Genomic DNA, 15,433 nt, shown 5'->3' on the forward strand with positions numbered 1-15,433 from the left:
GCGCAAAGGTGCGCGAAGGCGCAGCCAGCGCGCCTGAACCGGGCGCGCTATGCTTGCCTCCCTCGCCATGGATTCAGGAGAACAACTATGAGTGAAACCATTCGCGTTGCCGTAGGCGGCGTCACGGGCTGGGCCGGCGGCGAACTGGCACGCGGCGTGGCGCATGCTGCCGACATGACGCTGGTGGCCGGGCTGTCGCGCGGCGCGGCGGGCCAGACGCTGGCAGGCCTGACCGGCCACAAGGACACGCCGGGCGTGGCGGCGGCCAGCATCGAGGAACTGGGCAAGACGCCGTACGACGTCTACGTCGAATACACCAAGCCGGTCATCGCCAAGCACAACATCCTGCAGGCCCTGGCGCACGGCGCGCATGTGGTGGTGGGTACGTCGGGCCTGTCCGATGACGACTACGCCGAGATCGACGCCGCCGCGCGCAAGGCCGACCGCGGCGTACTGGCCTGCGGCAACTTCGCGATCACGGTGGTGCTGCTGCAGAAGTTTGCCGAGATGGCGGCGCGCCACCTCGACCACTGGGAAATCATCGATTACGCCAAGGCTGGCAAGGTCGACGTGCCGTCCGGCACGGTGCGCGAACTGGCGTTTCGGCTAGGTCAGATCAAGCAGGCGGCACAGGCCGTGCCAGTGGACCAGGTCAACGGCCCGCAGGAAACGCGCGGCGCCACGATGTCCGGCACGCAGGTGCATGCCGTGCGGCTGCCGGGATACCAGCTTGGTGTCGAGGTGATCTTCGGTGCCGATGGGCAGCGCCTGCACCTCAGGCACGAAGCCGGCGACGGCTCCAAGCCCTATGTGTCCGGCGCGCTGCTGGCCATCCGCAAGGTCCACACCGTGCGCGGCGTGGTGCGCGGCCTGGACAAGGTGATGGAAGGCCTCTGACGCTGGCGCGTCCCGCGGATCTGGCGGCAGGCTGCTGCCCTGCCGCCTGGCCGCCTGGCCGCCGATTTACCAGCTACCCGGGTTGACCGGCTTGGCCGGGGCCTTCTTGTCGGCCTTGTCCGTCTTTTCGGCGGCCTTCTCCGCCTTGTCGGACTTGCCGCCCTTGCCCGCCGGGGCAGGCGGCGGCGCCAACGACTTTGCCACTTCGGCATCGCGGTTTGCCATCAGCGCGCGCGCCTGCGGCAGCAGCAGTTCGATGGTGCCTTCGGCCGGGTTCTCGGGAATCGCGTAAAGCTCCACGGTCAGCGGCTTGCGCATCCAGCCCGCGTGGATGCTCCGCACGCTCTTGCCGGCCGTGTCCTTCATGTCCACCATTTCCTGGCGGAACGGCTTGCCGTAGCGGGCATTGAGCGCCTGGGCTGCGGCGTCCTGCGACCGGATGCCGTCGGTCGGCACGATGACACCGACCAGCGCATTGCCATCGACCAGTGCCACCAGGCGCGGCCCGTCCATGAACGCGGGCCGCTGGTCGCGCGGCACCCCGACCTGGCGCATCACGCCGTCGCCACGCAATTCCACGCAGTACGCGGTCACGTCCTTGCCGTCGGGGGTGCGGTGGTCTGCGCAATCGGGCAACGCGGGCAACGGACTGCCGATCTCGAGCGTGTCGAGCATCGTCGAGAAACGGTCCTTGCCGTCGAGTAGGGCTGCCGCAGCGGCACTCGGGGCCTTGGCGGCAGGCTGCGCTGCCTGTGCGACCGGTGCGGCGGGCGCAGCCGCCGCGGCTTGGGCGACGGACGTCGCCAGCAGGGCGGCAACGGCCAGCCCGGCAAATGGAAATCTCAAAACACACTCCTGAAAACGGCTCCGCGTTGGAGCCGGCTCCGTCCCGAGGGTTCCTGCCGGGGATACGCGGCATCAACGGTGTGATGCCGGGTCGACAGGCGGGGTCAGAACATACGCCTCACGGCATGGAAGCATACCAGCGCGACGCCGATCAGCACCGCCCACAGGATCAGCTTCGGCACCGGACTCGGCGGCAGTTGGCGTGGCGCCGCCGTGCGCCGGGCTACCGGAGCGCGCATGCGGCTGTTGGTCTGCAGGCCACGTGTATGCCAGATGGCAGTGTCCGCGGCAAGGTCGAGCCCCTGGGCGCTGTCGCGGGACTTGCTGGTGTGCGCGGTGTGCGGTGCGCCAGTGCGCGGCGTGGACGGGCGCGTGCCGCCCGGACGTTGTGTGGCCATCTCCTGCTCCCCCCGAAATGCATCGAATGCCTGGCCGACGAGATCTGTGCCGCCGGTACACATGCACTGCCGGCCGATCTACTGCCGCCGGTCAATGCGCAGCAGATGTTAAGACATCGCGCATGCGTCCGCTACGGCGCTTCGATGCCAAACCCACACTTCTGCGAGCGTCCGCCAAGGGAAGTTTGTAACCGCCTGTTACGTCACGACTGGAGAGAAGTTTGCGCCACTATCCGACCCGTTTTCCGCACGTCACGTGGCGGTTTCCTTGCGGGCGATCGCCATCGCCTCCCGGCGGAAAGCATGGCCCATGTGGTGATAGAACGGATGCGGATTGAACTGGCGCGACAGGAACGACGCCAGTAGTGATGCCGCCAGCAGGTAAATGGTCAGGTCCTGCGTGCGCGTCATTTCCATGACGATCACGCTGGCGGTGATCGGGGCCTGGGTGGCTGCCGCCAGGAAGGCCGCCATCGACACCAGCGCCAGCACGCGCGGCTCGGCCATGCCTGACATGAAATGGGTCACGAAATCGGCAATATTGGCACCGATGCCTGCGCCAATAGCCAGCGACGGCGTGAAGATCCCGCCCGGGATGCCGGCAAAGTACGACACCACTGTCGCCACGAATTTCGCCACCCCGAACCACAACGTGCTGTGCGGCTCGCCGTTGATCAATCCGGACGCCTGTTCGTAGCCCGTACCGAACGTGGCACCGGCAGTGGCCCAGCCCACCGCCGCCACGACCAGCCCGCACAGGAAGGCCACCCACACCGGATGCGCAGTCGTCCAGCCACGCCATGCCGAGGGCACCAGCCCGGGCACGCCGCGAATCAGCAGCTTGGCGAACAGCCCGCCCATCACGCCGTTGACCACCGCGCACAACATGACCGGGCCCCACGCGTCGTGCAGCACCAGCATCGGCACCTTGACGCTGAAGTATGGGTTGTTGCCAAGCACGGCCAGCGACAGGAAGCCAGCCGTCAGCACGCCGGACAGCACCAGCCTGTCCCACCGCACGGCCGTGCCGCGCCCCAGTTCCTCGATGGCGAAGACCACCCCGGCCAGCGGCGTGTTGAATGCCGCGGCCAGGCCGCCCGCCGCACCGGCCGCGATCAGCGAACTCGGATGAAAGCCGATGCGGAAGCGCAGCTTCTGCTGGCACCACTGCCCCCAGGCCAGCATGGCGGCGGCGCCCACCTGGACCGACGGCCCCTCGCGTCCCACCGATGCACCGGCCAGGAGTGCCCCGGCGGTCAGCAGCACCTTCCACATCGATTGCCGGAACGACACGAGCACGGTCTGCGCCACGCCGGCCGGCGGCAGCGTCACGGCCGCGATCACCTGCGGAATGCCCGAGCCGCGCGCCTGCGGCGCCAGCCGGATCGTCAGCCAGCGCAGCGCGGCCAGCCCGAATGGCAGCATCACGAAGGCCAGCCACGGCGTGGCCGTGGTCAGCTTCGCATTCCAGCGCAGAGCGACTTCGGCAATGTAGGCAAAGACCATCGAGAACAGCGCCACCCCGCCCGCGCCGCACATGAACACCGCATAGCGCATCGACACGCGCGAGATCCGCCCCACCTGGCGCGTCTTGCGGTGCGCCGCGCGACGCGCGTGAAAACGGAGTTCGCCAAGCCGGTCGCGACGCGCCGCGGGCTCGGATGGCGAATTGGAATCGGGAGGGTTCGAATCAGGCGGGTCGACAGGATCGGTCATGGCGTCGCTGCGGAAAGCAGGCGGGAAGCAGGCGGGGGCGTGGCAAAACGCCCTCCACTATACGCTCCCCGTCCGTCGCCGCGACCGGTCCTGCACCTTCCCCGCGCCGTTGGCTTCAGTCCAGGCTGATGCTGTTGGCACGGATGACCTTGCCCCAGTTCTCGCGGTCGGCCTGCACATAGCGGTCGATCTCCGCCTGGCTGCGCGGCTGCTGCACGATCAGTCCCAGCGCATTGAACGTGTTGCGGAACGGCGTCTCGGTCAGCACGTGCGACGCGGCGGCCTGCAGTTTCGCCACCGCCTCCGGTGGCGTCTGTGCCGGCACGGCCAGGCCGAACCATGTGGCGGCGTGGAAGTTCGGATACCCGCTTTCGGCCACGGTGGGCACATTGGGCAGGACTTCGAGCCGCGAGCGCCCCGTCACGGCCAGCGCCTTCAGCTTGCCGGCCTTGATATGGGGCAGCGAAGTACTGACCACGTCCACCATCAACTGCGTGTCATTCGCCAGCAGCGACGCCAGCGCCGGCGCGCTGCCGTTGTACGGCACATGCGTCATTTCGATGCCCAGTTCGGACTTCAGCATCTCCGTCGCCAGCTGCAACGGATTGCCGAGCCCCACCGACGAATAGTTGAGCTTGCCGCCCGCGGCCCTGGCATAGGTGGCAAAGTCCTTGATGCTGCCGGCCGGCACCTGGTTGTTGGTCACCACCACCAGCGGCACCTCGATCCCGATCAGGATGACCTTGAAGTCCTTCGGGTCATAGCCGGTCTTCTTGTAGAGCATCGGGTTCAGCACCATGCTGGCGCTGCTGCCCATCAGGACCGTGTAGCCATCCGGCTGCGCGCGGGCCACGCCCTGCGTGCCGACCATCGTATTGGCGCCGGGGCGGTTCTCCACCACCACGGGCTGCTTCAGTTCGCGCGCCATGCCTTCGGCCATCGCCCGGCCAAACTGGTCGGTCGAACCACCCGGTGTGTACGGGACGACGAGCTTGATCGGCCGGTCGGGATAGGCGGCCAGGGCCGGGGCGGCAAACGCGGCCCCCAGCAAGGCGGCACAGAAGCTGATGGCGATACGGTGCATGGTTGTCTCCTGCTTTATAGGAATGGAATCGCAATGCCAACGCCTGCCCTCTCGCCTGCTCTGCCCCCGCAAGCGGGAGCAAACAGAAACCGTGGGGCAGGTCGTGATCAGACGCGCCGCTGGCGGCCTGCCCAGTGCTGGTCGCGCAGCCGGCGCTTGGCGAGCTTGCCGGTTTCGTCACGCGGCAGCCGCTCGACGATCTCGATCGAGCGCGGCACCTTGAAGCCGGACAGCCGGCCGCGCAGCCATTCGATCACCGCCGCAGACTGCACGTCGGCGCCTGCCACCGGCTCGATCACGCCGTGCAGGCGTTCGCCGTATTCGTCGTCGGGCACGCCAAACACCACGCAATCCGCCACGCCCGGATAGCGCACCAGTTCGTGCTCGATCTCGGCCGGATAGATGTTCACGCCGCCCGAGATGACCATGTCCGACGCGCGGTCGCAGATAAACAGGTAGCCGTCGGCATCGACGTAGCCCATGTCGCCCAGCGTGACACGGCCGTCGATATCGATCGCACGGCGGGCCTTGTCGTTGTTCAGATAGGTGAAGTCGGGATAGGCGGGCTGGCGCACGTAGACCAGGCCCACTTCGCCCGGCGCGCACGGCTTGCCCTGTTCGTCGATGATGCGCACGCTGCCTGCATCCACCGGGCGCCCCGCCGTCCCGGGGCGGGCCGCGGCATCGTCGGGCGTCGCCACCGTAACCAGCCCGGCCTCGCTCGACGCGTAGGTTTCGTGGATCACCGGGCCGAACCAGTCGAGCATGGCGCGCTTGACCTCCGGCGAGCACGGCGAGCCGGTGGACGCGACAAAGCGGATAGACGACAGGTCATATCTGGCGCGCACTTCGGGCTGCAGCTTCAGCAGCCGCACATACATGATCGGCACCAGGTAGAGCACGTCGATACGGTGCTTTTCCACCAGCGCCAGCACCTGCTCGGCATCGAAGCGCGGCGCCAGCACCAGCCGATCGGCCATCTGCAGCGCGTTCTGCACGTAGACGCTTGGCGCGCTGTGATAGAGCGGTGCGGACATCAGCGCGCGGCAGCCGGGCACGATGCCGTACGCCTGCCGGATCAGCGAGCGCAGGCGTTCCTGCTGCGCTTCCAGGTCAGCCAGCGGCACCGCCTGGCGCAGCACGCCCTTGGGCCTGCCAGTGGTACCGGACGTATAGGCCAGATGCCCGCGCGGCGCCACGCGCGGGCCATCGTAGGCGGCCTGCACAGCCAGCCACGGCTCGTATTCGATGGCATCGGGATGCGTGCCGCCGACCACCAGCACCGCAATGCCGGCAGGCACCACGGCCTGCACGGCCGGCAACAGGTCGGCGTGGACGATCAGCGCGCCCGCGCCGCTGTCTTCCAGCAGGTAGCGCACCTCCTCGGCCATGAAATGCCAGTTGATCGGGCAGTAATAGGTGCCGGCGGTACGGCAGGCAAACACCACGTCGGCAAACACCGGATCGTTACGCAGCAGCACCGCCACCACGCCGCCTTCTTCCAGTCCCAGCCGCCGCAGCCCGCCCGCGAGCCGCATGCCGCGGTCCAGCACCTCCGCGCCGGGGCGCTGCAACGATTCGAACCAGAGGTCTGCGGGCATGCGGGGGCTCCTTGTATGGCAGGCGGGTGCGTTCCAGTACGGCGGGTGGCGAAGGATTACGACCCTTCTGCACCGATGACTGGTCACTTTAGCGAGGCGCGCTGGCATCGACAATCCCATCTGACCGAATCACAATGTTGCGTCAAACTTGACATTGCTTTCAGAATCGTCGCATGGACCTCAACCTTGTGCAGGCCTTCGTGGATATCGTCGAAGCGGGCAACCTGGCCGAAGCCGGGCGCCGGCGCGGTGTCACCCGGTCGCAGATCAGCCGGCAGCTTGGGCAACTGGAGGAGCAGGCCGGCGCCATGCTGCTGCGCCGGACCACGCGTCGGCTGGAGATGACCGATGCGGGCCAGTCGCTCTACGAGCACGGCCTGCGCATTCTGCAGGAGATGGCCGCCGCACAGGCCGAGATCGACAGCCTGGGCAAGACGCTGCGCGGCCATGTGCGCGTGAGCGTGCCCACCGGCCTGGGCGACGCCTTTATCGCCCCGCTGCTGCTGCGCTTTGCCGAACTGCATCCGGGCATCTCGCTGCGCGTGTTCTTCGCCAACCGCGTCACCGACCTGATTGCGGCCGAGATCGATGTAGCGCTGAAGGTGACGTCGGTGCCACCGCTGGACACCGTGGCGCGCGAGGTCTGCGCCATCCGCTGGCAGTTGTGCGCGTCGCCCGAATACCTGGCGCGCACGCCGCCGCTGCAGAAGCCGTCGGACCTGGCCGAGTGCCGTTTCCTGTGCCCGCCCTACACTTCGAGACGCTTCCTGTTGACCCTGGGCCGCGATTCGGCATGCGGGCCCGAACGGCACGATGTGGAGATCACGCCCTACCTGCAATCCGAACACTTCCCGTTCTTGATGAACGCGGTGCGCCAGGGCCACGGCATCAGCCTGCTGCCGGTCTACATGGGCTGGGACGATGTGCGCCGGGGCACGCTGGTGCCGGTGCTGCCCGACTGGAAACCCGAAGGGCTGGGCAACCGGCTCTACATCATCACCACGCCAAACCCGCACCTGTCGATGGCCACGCGGGCGCTGATCGGGTTCCTGCGCGAGGCCGTGACCGGGTTGCCGGTATTCGCACAAGCCTGACAAAAATCGCCTGCCGACTTTCAAATCGCAAGCTATCATCCCTTTTACTTGCATATCAAAAGTAAAAAGAGGAGACGATGGCACACACGGACTTTGCCAATATGCCGTGCCCGGTGGCGCGGTCGATGGCGATGCTGGGCGAGCGGTGGGCGATCCTGCTGATGCGGGAGGTCTACTACGGCAGCTCGCGTTTCGACGAATTCGAGAAGCACCTGGGCATTGCGCCAAATATCCTCAGCGCGCGGCTCAAGACCCTGGTCGAGCATGGGTTGCTGGAAAAGGTGCCGGCGCCCGGTGGTGGCGCGCGGCAGGTGTACCAGCTGACCGAGATGGGACGCGACTTCTTTCCGGTCTACGTGTCGCTCAAGGCCTGGGCCGACCGCTGGCTGGCCGATGACAAGGGCCCGCTGACCGTGCTGGAAGACAAGCGCGATGGCGGCGAAATCGTGGCGGGGTGCCTGACCCGGGCCGATGGCAGCACGATCACCGTCGACGACCTGCGCGTGCGGCCTGGCCCCGGCGCCGGCCGGTATCTGCGCGAACGCTTTGGCGGACAACCCGTTGCGGAGGCCGCCGATGAGCAAGCCTGACGCATTGACCCTGGACGGCGCGCGCGCCGCCGTCGAACCGGTGTCGAACGGCGAGATCGCCCGGCGCATTGCCGTGCTCGCGGCGCCCACCAGCCTCGTGGCCTTCCTGCAGGCCGGCTCCCAGCTGATCGAAACCTGGCTGGCCGCCCGCCAGGGGACGGCGGCGCTGGCCGGCTGGGCAGTGGTGCTGCCGTTCGCGCTGCTGCTGCAGCAGATGTCTGCCGGGGCGATGGGCGGCGGCGTGGTGTCGGCCATCGCCCGTGCGCTGGGCGCCGGCAAGCGCGACGACGCATCGTCGCTGGTGATGCACGCGATGATCATCGCGGTGACGGCCGGCCTGGCCTTCGCCATTGCGCTGGCGGGCTTCCCGCGCCAGGTGTTTGGCGCCGTGGGCGGCAGCACGGCGGCCGACGCGGCAGCAACCTATGCAATCTGGCTGTTCGGCCTCGGTGCGGTGCCGGCGTGGCTGGCGAACACGCTGGCGTCGGTGCTGCGCGGTGGCGGCCGCCACGCGCTGGCCGCCCGCGTGCTGGCCGGCATGTGGATCGTGTTCCCGGTGCTGGCATGGTGGTTTGCCGAAGGGCTGGGCATGGGCCTGGCCGGGATTGGCGCGGGACTGGCGGTGGCATCGTGGGCGGCGGCGCTGATGATGGCCTGGGTGGTGATGCGCGGTGGCGCGGGCTTTGTGCCGACACTGCGCGTGAAGCTGTCGGGCGCGCTGTTCCACCGGATCCTGGCGGTCGGCCTGATCGCCTGCGCGCTGGCGTCGGTCGCCAACCTGACGACGATCCTGGTCACGGCGCAACTGCGCCACTACGGTACGACCGCCGTGGCAGCCTATGGCATTTCGGCGCGGCTGGAATTCCTGATGATTCCGCTGGCCTTCGGCGTAGGCTCGGCCCTGACGGCGCTGGTGGGCCGCTCGGTGGGCGCTGGCGACTGGCACACGGCGCGCCGCACTGCCTGGGTGGGGGCGCTGCTGGCGCTGCTGCTGGCGGGCAGTGTCGGCGCGGCGGTTGGGCTGGCGCCGGCGCAGTTCGCCGCGCTATTCACCAAGGATGCGGAAGTGGCTGCCATCGCGGCGCGCGCGTTGTCGTGGGTCGGCCCGGCATTCGGCGGGTTCGGGCTTGGCATGGCGCTCTATTTCGCGTCGCTGGGTGCCGCGCGCATGCGCTGGCCGATCGTCGCCGGCCTGAGCCGGATCGGCCTGGCCGCCGGCGGCGGCTGGGTGCTCGCCAACGTGGCAGGGATGGGCCTCGATGGCCATTTCCTGGGCGTTGCGCTGGGGATTACCGCCTATGGGCTGGTGACAGCGATGGGCGTCCGCAAGGGCGAGTGGTCGCCGCGTAGCTGAAGCTGAAGCTGAAGCTGAAGCTGATGGGCATCCTCTCCCACTTGTGAGAGAAGTTCAGGGAGAAGGCGGGCGGCTCAAAGGGCGATGGCCATCATTTGAACCGCCTTGCCCTCTCTCCCGGCCCTCTCCCGCGCGGGAGACGGGCGCAAACAATGGGCGAGGAGCCCCTATCGCCGGAATCCCCCGTGGAACCGGCCACCGCCACCACCGCCACCAAACCTTCCGCCGCCTCCCGCAAACCGCCCCTGCCACTGCTGCGCCGCCGCGCTGCTGAAGCGCTGCTGCCCGGCCTGCCGCGCCTGGCGCTGCTGATCCAGGCGCCCCTGCATTTCGCTGTTCTGCTGCACGGGTTCCCAGCCATTGGTGGTGTGCTTCTGCCAGCCGTCGTCGGTGTGCTGGTAGACGTTGCCGTCATGGCCCGCGTAGACGTTGCCGTTGTTCCAGACCACGGCATTGTCCTTGTTCGGATTGGCAACAAAGCCACGGCTGCCGGCCGTGTACTGGCCGGTCTGCGTATTGCCGGCGATGCCCGCCTCGCCTGCGCCGATGCGCCCGGTCTGGGCGTTGTATCCGGCCGCCTGCCGGCCTGCCGCATAGTTGCCCGTGTATTCGTTGCCAGCCACGCCGCCGCGCGCGGCGCCCTCGCGCCCTGTTGACGGATTGGCAAACGATCCCTGCCGCCCCGCCGCGTAGTTGCCCGAATACGGATTGAACGCGGCGCCCTGGCTGCCCTGGAAGCGCGCGCCCGTGGCCGGGTTGTAGCCGGCACCGGCCGTACCGCGCCACTGCGTGCCCGTCCAGGCGTTCCAGCCTTCGGCATGGGTCACCGTGCCCTGCCCCCATCGGCCATAGAAATTCGCCTGGTTGACATTGACGAAGCTGCCGCCGCCATACCAGTACGGGCCCCAGTACGGCGCGGCAGTGCCCCAGATGGCGCCGGCCGCGAATCCGAACGCAAACCCTTCGGCAATGCCGATGCCAAAGCCCGCGCCATACCCATAGGTCACGGGATAGCCGTAGTAATACGTGCCAACGTACGGCGGATAGACATAGCCGGTGCCGTAGACCACGGTGCCGTCCGGGTTGACCACCACGCCCAGGTAGCCCGGCGTATAGCCCACCACCACCGTGGTGGGCGTGACCGAGTAGATGCGCACGTACGTCACGTAGTAAAGCGGCGAACTGGGCGGGATGGTGTAGATGGCCGATGGCACTTCGATGGCTACCTGCCAGGGGCCGCCCGGCGCGCTGGCCGTGAACCAGACGCCGTTGACCACTGCGTAGTAGTGCGATGGATCGACCTCGATCACGGGCGTGCCGGTGTTGACCGCGTAGCGCAGCGACGTGCCGGTGATCGATTCGAACTTCGGCGTGCCATCGTAGGTCACCGCCGTGACGGCCTTGGTGCGCGACACCGACGCCGTCTGGGGGATCGTCGCGGCGATCTCGGCCTCGCGGGCCTGCGGCGTGCCGGGCACCGATACCAGCACGTTTGCCTTCGGGTCCTGCGGCGAGATCTTCGCGAACTCGGCCGGCAGTTGCGCGCCGGGCACGTATTCCCACGGCCCATTGAGCATCGCGGCGCGGAACCAGCGGCCCGAGATCAGCACATAGGTCTGATTGCCGGACGGATCGATAAACACCGCATGATCCGCGTTCGACATCGTCAGCAGGCCGGTGCCGCCCACCGGCGTCATCTGCGGCTCGCCCGATGTCAGGATCAGTTCGGCCGGCTGCGTGGCCATCAGCACCGCCGGCGCGCGCGACGGCTTCTTGCCGTCGGCAGGCATCATCGGATCAGGCTTTGGCTCGTCCTTCGACGCCGTCATCTTGCCGGCCGCACCCACCAACGCGGCGGGCGGGCTGGCAACGGGCTCCCACGTGCCGCCGGCCGATTCCGAGCGATACCAGTAGCCGGCCGCCTGCAGCCACAGTTCGCCGCCCTGATCGCGCAGCAGCAGCGCGCGGCTGTTGATGGCGCGCTCGTACGATGTGCCGGCCACCTGGCGCCATGCCGGGTCGCCGTCGACATGCACCATCACCGTGGGCGTGGTCGCAAACAGGATCTGCGGGGCGTCGTTCTTCACCGGCACGCGCTGCGCCTTCGCCAGCTGCTGCGACACCGCGTAGCTGGCCTGCAGTTCTTCCAGCGGCACGGTCAGGCCCTGCGGCGACAGCCGGTTGATCAACGCCTGCCGCACCTTGTCGGCGGCGTCGGGGCGGGTGGGCACGTCCACGCTGTCGATCTGGATATTCGTCAGTTGCACCAGCGACGACGGCTTGTCGATATCGGCCTGCGCCGAGAACCGCGCCACGCCATAGACCGGCGTGCCGTCCTTGGCGCCAATGGCCACGGCGGCACGGCCCGACATCCGGTTGCCGTCCCATTTCTCGATTTCGGGCTGGTAGAGCTCCACGTGATCGCCAGCCACCTCGAAATTGCGCGGCCAGCTCAGTGGCGCCAGCTTCTGCGCGGCACTGGGGGTGGTGGCGGACTTGGTGGCGGACGTGGTCGCCAGCACCGCCGGCGGCAGCGCGGCAACCAGCGCCGCGGCAAGCAACGTCTGGCCCAGACGGGCGGGCTTCGCAAAGGACATGGAATCTCCAGCGTTCGGCGTCAGATGAATCTAAATTAGTGCGGTTGCAGGAACAATGTGCGGCGAAAACATTCATCGGACCCGCGGAAACCGGACAGATCACAAGCACGCCTTAAAGTGGTGCATGATCCCTTTTTCGTTTGAAACAGACCCTTGAAGCCCCGCCTGCGCAGCCTCACCTACACTTGAATCCGACTCTGACGCCCCCTGCCATGAGTACCAGGCGCTCCCGCCGTTCCCTGCTGGTTCCTACCGCCATCGTTGCCGCGCTGCATGCCTATATCGGCGCGCGGCTGCTGCCTGCACTGCCCCTGCCGGCCGCCATCCATATGCTGGCCGTGCTGTGGCTGATTGCCTCGACATTGCTGATTCCGGCCGCACTGATGGCGCGGCGGCTGGCCAGCGGATGGGCCGACAAGCTGAGCTGGATCGGCATGCTCGCGATGGGATTCTTCTCATCGCTGCTGGTGCTGACGTTTGCGCGTGACATCTTCCTGCTGGTGGCGATGCTGGCCCGCTGGCAGCCAGCCGGCCTGGCGTTCTACAGTGCGTCGGCGGTGGTGGGGCTGGCGGTTGCCGTGTCCGTGATCGGCTACTTCAATGCGCGCGGCCTGGCGCGGGTGAAGAAGGTAGATGTGCCGATCGCCAACCTGTCGCAAGAATTTGAAGGTTTTACGATCGCGCAGATCAGCGATATCCACGTGGGGCCGACCATCAAGGCGCCCTACCTGAACCGCATCGTCGACAGCGTGAACGGGCTGAAGCCCGACGCCATCGCCATTACCGGCGATCTGGTAGATGGTTCGGTGCGCGAGCTGTCGGCCCACACGGCGCCGTTTGCACGGCTATCGGCACCGCACGGGGCCTACGTTGTGACCGGCAACCACGAGTACTACTCGGGCGCGGAGCCGTGGATCGAGGAACTGACCCGGCTGGGCCTGCGCGTGCTGATGAACGAGCACGTGGTGGTGGCCCGGGGCGATGCGTCGCTGGTACTTGGCGGCGTGACCGATTTCACTGCCGGCGGCTTTATCGAAAGCCACCGCAGCGACCCCGTGCGCGCGCTGCACGGTGCGCCGGCCAATGCCGCGGCACGCGTGCTGCTGGCGCACCAGCCCCGCTCGGCGCCGGCTGCCGCCGCGGCCGGATTCGACCTGCAACTGTCGGGGCACACCCACGGCGGGCAGTTCTGGCCGTGGAACCTGTTCGTGCCGATGCAGCAGCCCTATGTGCATGGGCTGAACCGGCATGAAAGCATGTGGATCTACGTGAGCCGCGGAACGGGCTACTGGGGGCCGCCAAAGCGGTTTGGCGCGCCGTCGGAGATCACGCTGGTGAGGCTGGTGAGGGGTTGATTCGATGCGTCGGGGTTGCTCCCCTCTCCCATGGGTGGAAGAGGGGTTGGGGGAGAGGGCATGGAGGTGCTGCTTGCCGGCGTGTCGTAGTTTGAACCGCCGGGCCCTCTCCCCCGCCCCTCTCCCGCGCGCGGGAGAGGGGAGAAAACCAACACTTTCGCCAATCAGCGAGTAATCGGCTTGTAGCGGATGCGCTTCGGCTTGGCGGCTTCTTCGCCCAGGCGCTTCCTCTTGTCGGCTTCGTATTCCTGATAGTTGCCGGGGAAGAACTCCACATGCGAATCGCCTTCGAAGGCGAGGATGTGGGTGGCGATACGGTCCAGGAACCAGCGGTCGTGGGAGATCACCATGACGCAGCCGGCGAATTCCAGCAACGCGTCTTCCAGCGCGCGCAGCGTTTCCACGTCAAGGTCGTTCGACGGTTCGTCCAGCAGCAGCACGTTGCCGCCGGCGATCAGCGTCTTGGCCATGTGCAGACGGCCGCGCTCACCACCGGACAGCGTGCCCACGGTCTTCTGCTGGTCACCGCCCTTGAAGTTGAAGCGGCCGATATACGCGCGCGACGGCGTTTCGTACCGGCCCACGGTCAGGATGTCCGAGCCGCCCGAGATTTCCTCGAACACGGTCTTGCTGCCATCCAGCGCGTCGCGGCTCTGGTCCACGAACGCCATCTTCACCGTCGGTCCGATCTTGATCTCGCCGCTATCAGGCTGTTCCTTGCCGGTCAGCATCTTGAAGAACGTCGACTTGCCGGCGCCGTTCGGGCCGATGATGCCGACGATGGCGCCCGGCGGCACCTTGAAGCTCAGGTTCTCGATCAGCATGCGGTCGCCAAAACCCTTGCTGACGTTGTCGAACTCGATAACCTCGTTACCCAGTCGCTCACCCACGGGGATGAAGATTTCCTGGGTTTCGTTGCGCTTCTGGTATTCCTGGCTGTTCAGCTCGTCGAAACGGGCCAGACGCGCCTTGGACTTGGCCTGGCGGCCCTTCGGGTTCTGGCGCACCCACTCCAGTTCCTTGTTCAGCGCCTTCTGGCGGGCCGACTCCGTGGCCTCTTCCTGCTTCAGGCGGTCTTCCTTCTGCTCCAGCCACGAGCTGTAGTTGCCCTTCCAGGGAATGCCATGGCCGCGGTCCAGTTCCAGGATCCACTCGGCGGCGTTGTCCAGGAAGTAGCGATCGTGGGTGACGGCCACCACGGTGCCCGGGAAGCGCGTCAGGAACTGTTCGAGCCAGTCCACCGATTCGGCGTCCAGGTGGTTGGTGGGTTCGTCGAGCAGCAGCATGTCGGGGCGCGACAGCAGCAGGCGGCACAGCGCCACGCGGCGCTTTTCACCACCCGACAGGTTGCCAATCCTGGCGTCCCACGGCGGCAGGCGCAGCGCGTCGGCGGCGATTTCCAGCTGCAGTTCGACGTTATTGCCATCGCTGGCGGCCAGGATGGCCTCGTACTTGGCCTGGTCGGCCGCCAGCGCGTCGAAGTCGGCGTCCGGCTCGGCATAGGCCGCGTAGATTTCGTCGAGCTTCTTGCGGGCTTCGAACACGCCGCCCAGCGCTTCTTCCACCGATTCACGAACGGTCTGCTCGGGGTCGAGCTGCGGTTCCTGCGGCAGGTAGCCGATGTTCAGGTTCGGCATCGGCGTGGCGTCGCCTTCGATCTCCTTGTCGAGACCGGCCATGATCTTCAGCAGCGTGGACTTGCCCGAGCCGTTCAGGCCCAGCACGCCGATCTTGGCACCCGGGAAGAAGGACAGCGAGATGTCCTTGAGAATGTGACGCTTGGGCGGAACGATCTTGCCCACGCGGTTCATGGTGAAAACGTACTGTGCCATGGAGCGTGTCGGTTGGATTCGGTTGGAATGCGGCGAATGGCGGGAGTGTAGCAAACGGACCGGGCCGGA

12 protein-coding genes are annotated in these 15,433 nt (G+C 67.3%); 5 read left to right on the plus strand and 7 right to left on the minus strand.

Annotated elements, in window-relative coordinates; translation table 11 throughout:
• The first annotated feature begins 87 nt into the window (after positions 1 to 87).
• Complete coding sequence (dapB, locus tag ACOABP_RS07160; protein WP_474227557.1) at positions 88 to 897, plus strand: 4-hydroxy-tetrahydrodipicolinate reductase; 810 nt, start codon at positions 88 to 90, stop codon at positions 895 to 897.
• A gap of 66 nt (positions 898 to 963) precedes the next feature.
• Here dapB and ACOABP_RS07165 read toward each other — a convergent pair whose 3' ends face one another.
• From ACOABP_RS07165 to ACOABP_RS07185, 5 genes are all read right to left on the minus strand, one after another.
• Positions 964 to 1,743: a hypothetical protein gene (locus ACOABP_RS07165; RefSeq protein ID WP_474227558.1), complete on the minus strand. Its 780-nt coding sequence runs from the start codon at positions 1,741 to 1,743 to the stop codon at positions 964 to 966.
• Between the two features lie 104 nt (positions 1,744 to 1,847).
• A complete protein-coding gene (locus ACOABP_RS07170; RefSeq protein WP_474227559.1) occupies positions 1,848 to 2,141 on the minus strand; it encodes a hypothetical protein in 294 nt (97 codons plus the stop codon).
• Positions 2,142 to 2,393: 252 nt separating this feature from the next.
• A complete protein-coding gene (locus ACOABP_RS07175; protein ID WP_474227560.1) occupies positions 2,394 to 3,857 on the minus strand; it encodes a chloride channel protein in 1,464 nt (487 codons plus the stop codon).
• A 115-nt stretch (positions 3,858 to 3,972) separates the two neighbouring features.
• Positions 3,973 to 4,941 carry a Bug family tripartite tricarboxylate transporter substrate binding protein gene (locus tag ACOABP_RS07180; protein ID WP_474227561.1) on the minus strand — a complete coding sequence of 323 codons (969 nt, stop codon included), beginning with the start codon at positions 4,939 to 4,941 and terminating at the stop codon, positions 3,973 to 3,975.
• Positions 4,942 to 5,048: 107 nt separating this feature from the next.
• A complete protein-coding gene (locus tag ACOABP_RS07185; protein WP_474227562.1) occupies positions 5,049 to 6,542 on the minus strand; it encodes an acyl-CoA synthetase in 1,494 nt (497 codons plus the stop codon).
• Between the two features lie 173 nt (positions 6,543 to 6,715).
• On the opposite strand from ACOABP_RS07185, the gene ACOABP_RS07190 reads away from it, so the two are divergent.
• From ACOABP_RS07190 to ACOABP_RS07200, 3 genes are all read left to right on the plus strand, one after another.
• Positions 6,716 to 7,636 (plus strand): LysR family transcriptional regulator, encoded by a 921-nt coding sequence (locus ACOABP_RS07190; protein WP_066734110.1) that lies wholly within the window; start codon positions 6,716 to 6,718, stop codon positions 7,634 to 7,636.
• Between the two features lie 77 nt (positions 7,637 to 7,713).
• Positions 7,714 to 8,226, plus strand: coding sequence for a winged helix-turn-helix transcriptional regulator (locus ACOABP_RS07195; protein WP_474227563.1), 513 nt, complete (start codon positions 7,714 to 7,716; stop codon positions 8,224 to 8,226).
• Positions 8,213 to 9,580 (plus strand): MATE family efflux transporter, encoded by a 1,368-nt coding sequence (locus ACOABP_RS07200; RefSeq protein ID WP_474227564.1) that lies wholly within the window; start codon positions 8,213 to 8,215, stop codon positions 9,578 to 9,580. The genes ACOABP_RS07195 and ACOABP_RS07200 overlap by 14 nt, the downstream gene beginning before the upstream one ends.
• A 167-nt stretch (positions 9,581 to 9,747) precedes the next feature.
• Here the strand turns inward: ACOABP_RS07200 and ACOABP_RS07205 are convergent, their stop codons facing one another.
• The gene (locus ACOABP_RS07205) at positions 9,748 to 12,177 is read right to left on the minus strand and encodes a carbohydrate-binding family V/XII (RefSeq protein ID WP_474227565.1); all 2,430 of its coding nucleotides are present in this window, start codon (positions 12,175 to 12,177) and stop codon (positions 9,748 to 9,750) included.
• A 212-nt stretch (positions 12,178 to 12,389) separates the two neighbouring features.
• Here ACOABP_RS07205 and ACOABP_RS07210 point away from each other — a divergent pair, with 212 nt between their 5' ends.
• Entirely contained in the window at positions 12,390 to 13,532 is a 1,143-nt protein-coding gene (locus ACOABP_RS07210) for a metallophosphoesterase (protein WP_474227566.1), read from the plus strand.
• Between the two features lie 164 nt (positions 13,533 to 13,696).
• Here ACOABP_RS07210 and ettA read toward each other — a convergent pair whose 3' ends face one another.
• Positions 13,697 to 15,364, minus strand: coding sequence for an energy-dependent translational throttle protein EttA (gene ettA / locus ACOABP_RS07215; protein ID WP_101680534.1), 1,668 nt, complete (start codon positions 15,362 to 15,364; stop codon positions 13,697 to 13,699).
• Between the last annotated feature and the right edge of the window lie 69 nt (positions 15,365 to 15,433).

The organism is Cupriavidus sp. HE11, assembly GCF_056097175.1.

Bases quoted from the DNA above. Each gene is read 5' to 3' on its own strand.
- ACOABP_RS07170 (WP_474227559.1), bottom strand. From the start codon at position 2,141: ATGGCCACACAACGTCCGGGCGGCACGCGCCCGTCCACGCCGCGCACT.
- ACOABP_RS07185 (WP_474227562.1), bottom strand. From the start codon at position 6,542: ATGCCCGCAGACCTCTGGTTCGAATCGTTGCAGCGCCCCGGCGCGGAG.
- ACOABP_RS07205 (WP_474227565.1), bottom strand. From the start codon at position 12,177: ATGTCCTTTGCGAAGCCCGCCCGTCTGGGCCAGACGTTGCTTGCCGCG.
- ACOABP_RS07190 (WP_066734110.1), top strand. From the start codon at position 6,716: ATGGACCTCAACCTTGTGCAGGCCTTCGTGGATATCGTCGAAGCGGGC.
- ACOABP_RS07175 (WP_474227560.1), bottom strand. From the start codon at position 3,857: ATGACCGATCCTGTCGACCCGCCTGATTCGAACCCTCCCGATTCCAAT.
- dapB (WP_474227557.1), top strand. From the start codon at position 88: ATGAGTGAAACCATTCGCGTTGCCGTAGGCGGCGTCACGGGCTGGGCC.
- ettA (WP_101680534.1), bottom strand. From the start codon at position 15,364: ATGGCACAGTACGTTTTCACCATGAACCGCGTGGGCAAGATCGTTCCG.
- ACOABP_RS07195 (WP_474227563.1), top strand. From the start codon at position 7,714: ATGGCACACACGGACTTTGCCAATATGCCGTGCCCGGTGGCGCGGTCG.
- ACOABP_RS07180 (WP_474227561.1), bottom strand. From the start codon at position 4,941: ATGCACCGTATCGCCATCAGCTTCTGTGCCGCCTTGCTGGGGGCCGCG.
- ACOABP_RS07200 (WP_474227564.1), top strand. From the start codon at position 8,213: ATGAGCAAGCCTGACGCATTGACCCTGGACGGCGCGCGCGCCGCCGTC.
- ACOABP_RS07210 (WP_474227566.1), top strand. From the start codon at position 12,390: ATGAGTACCAGGCGCTCCCGCCGTTCCCTGCTGGTTCCTACCGCCATC.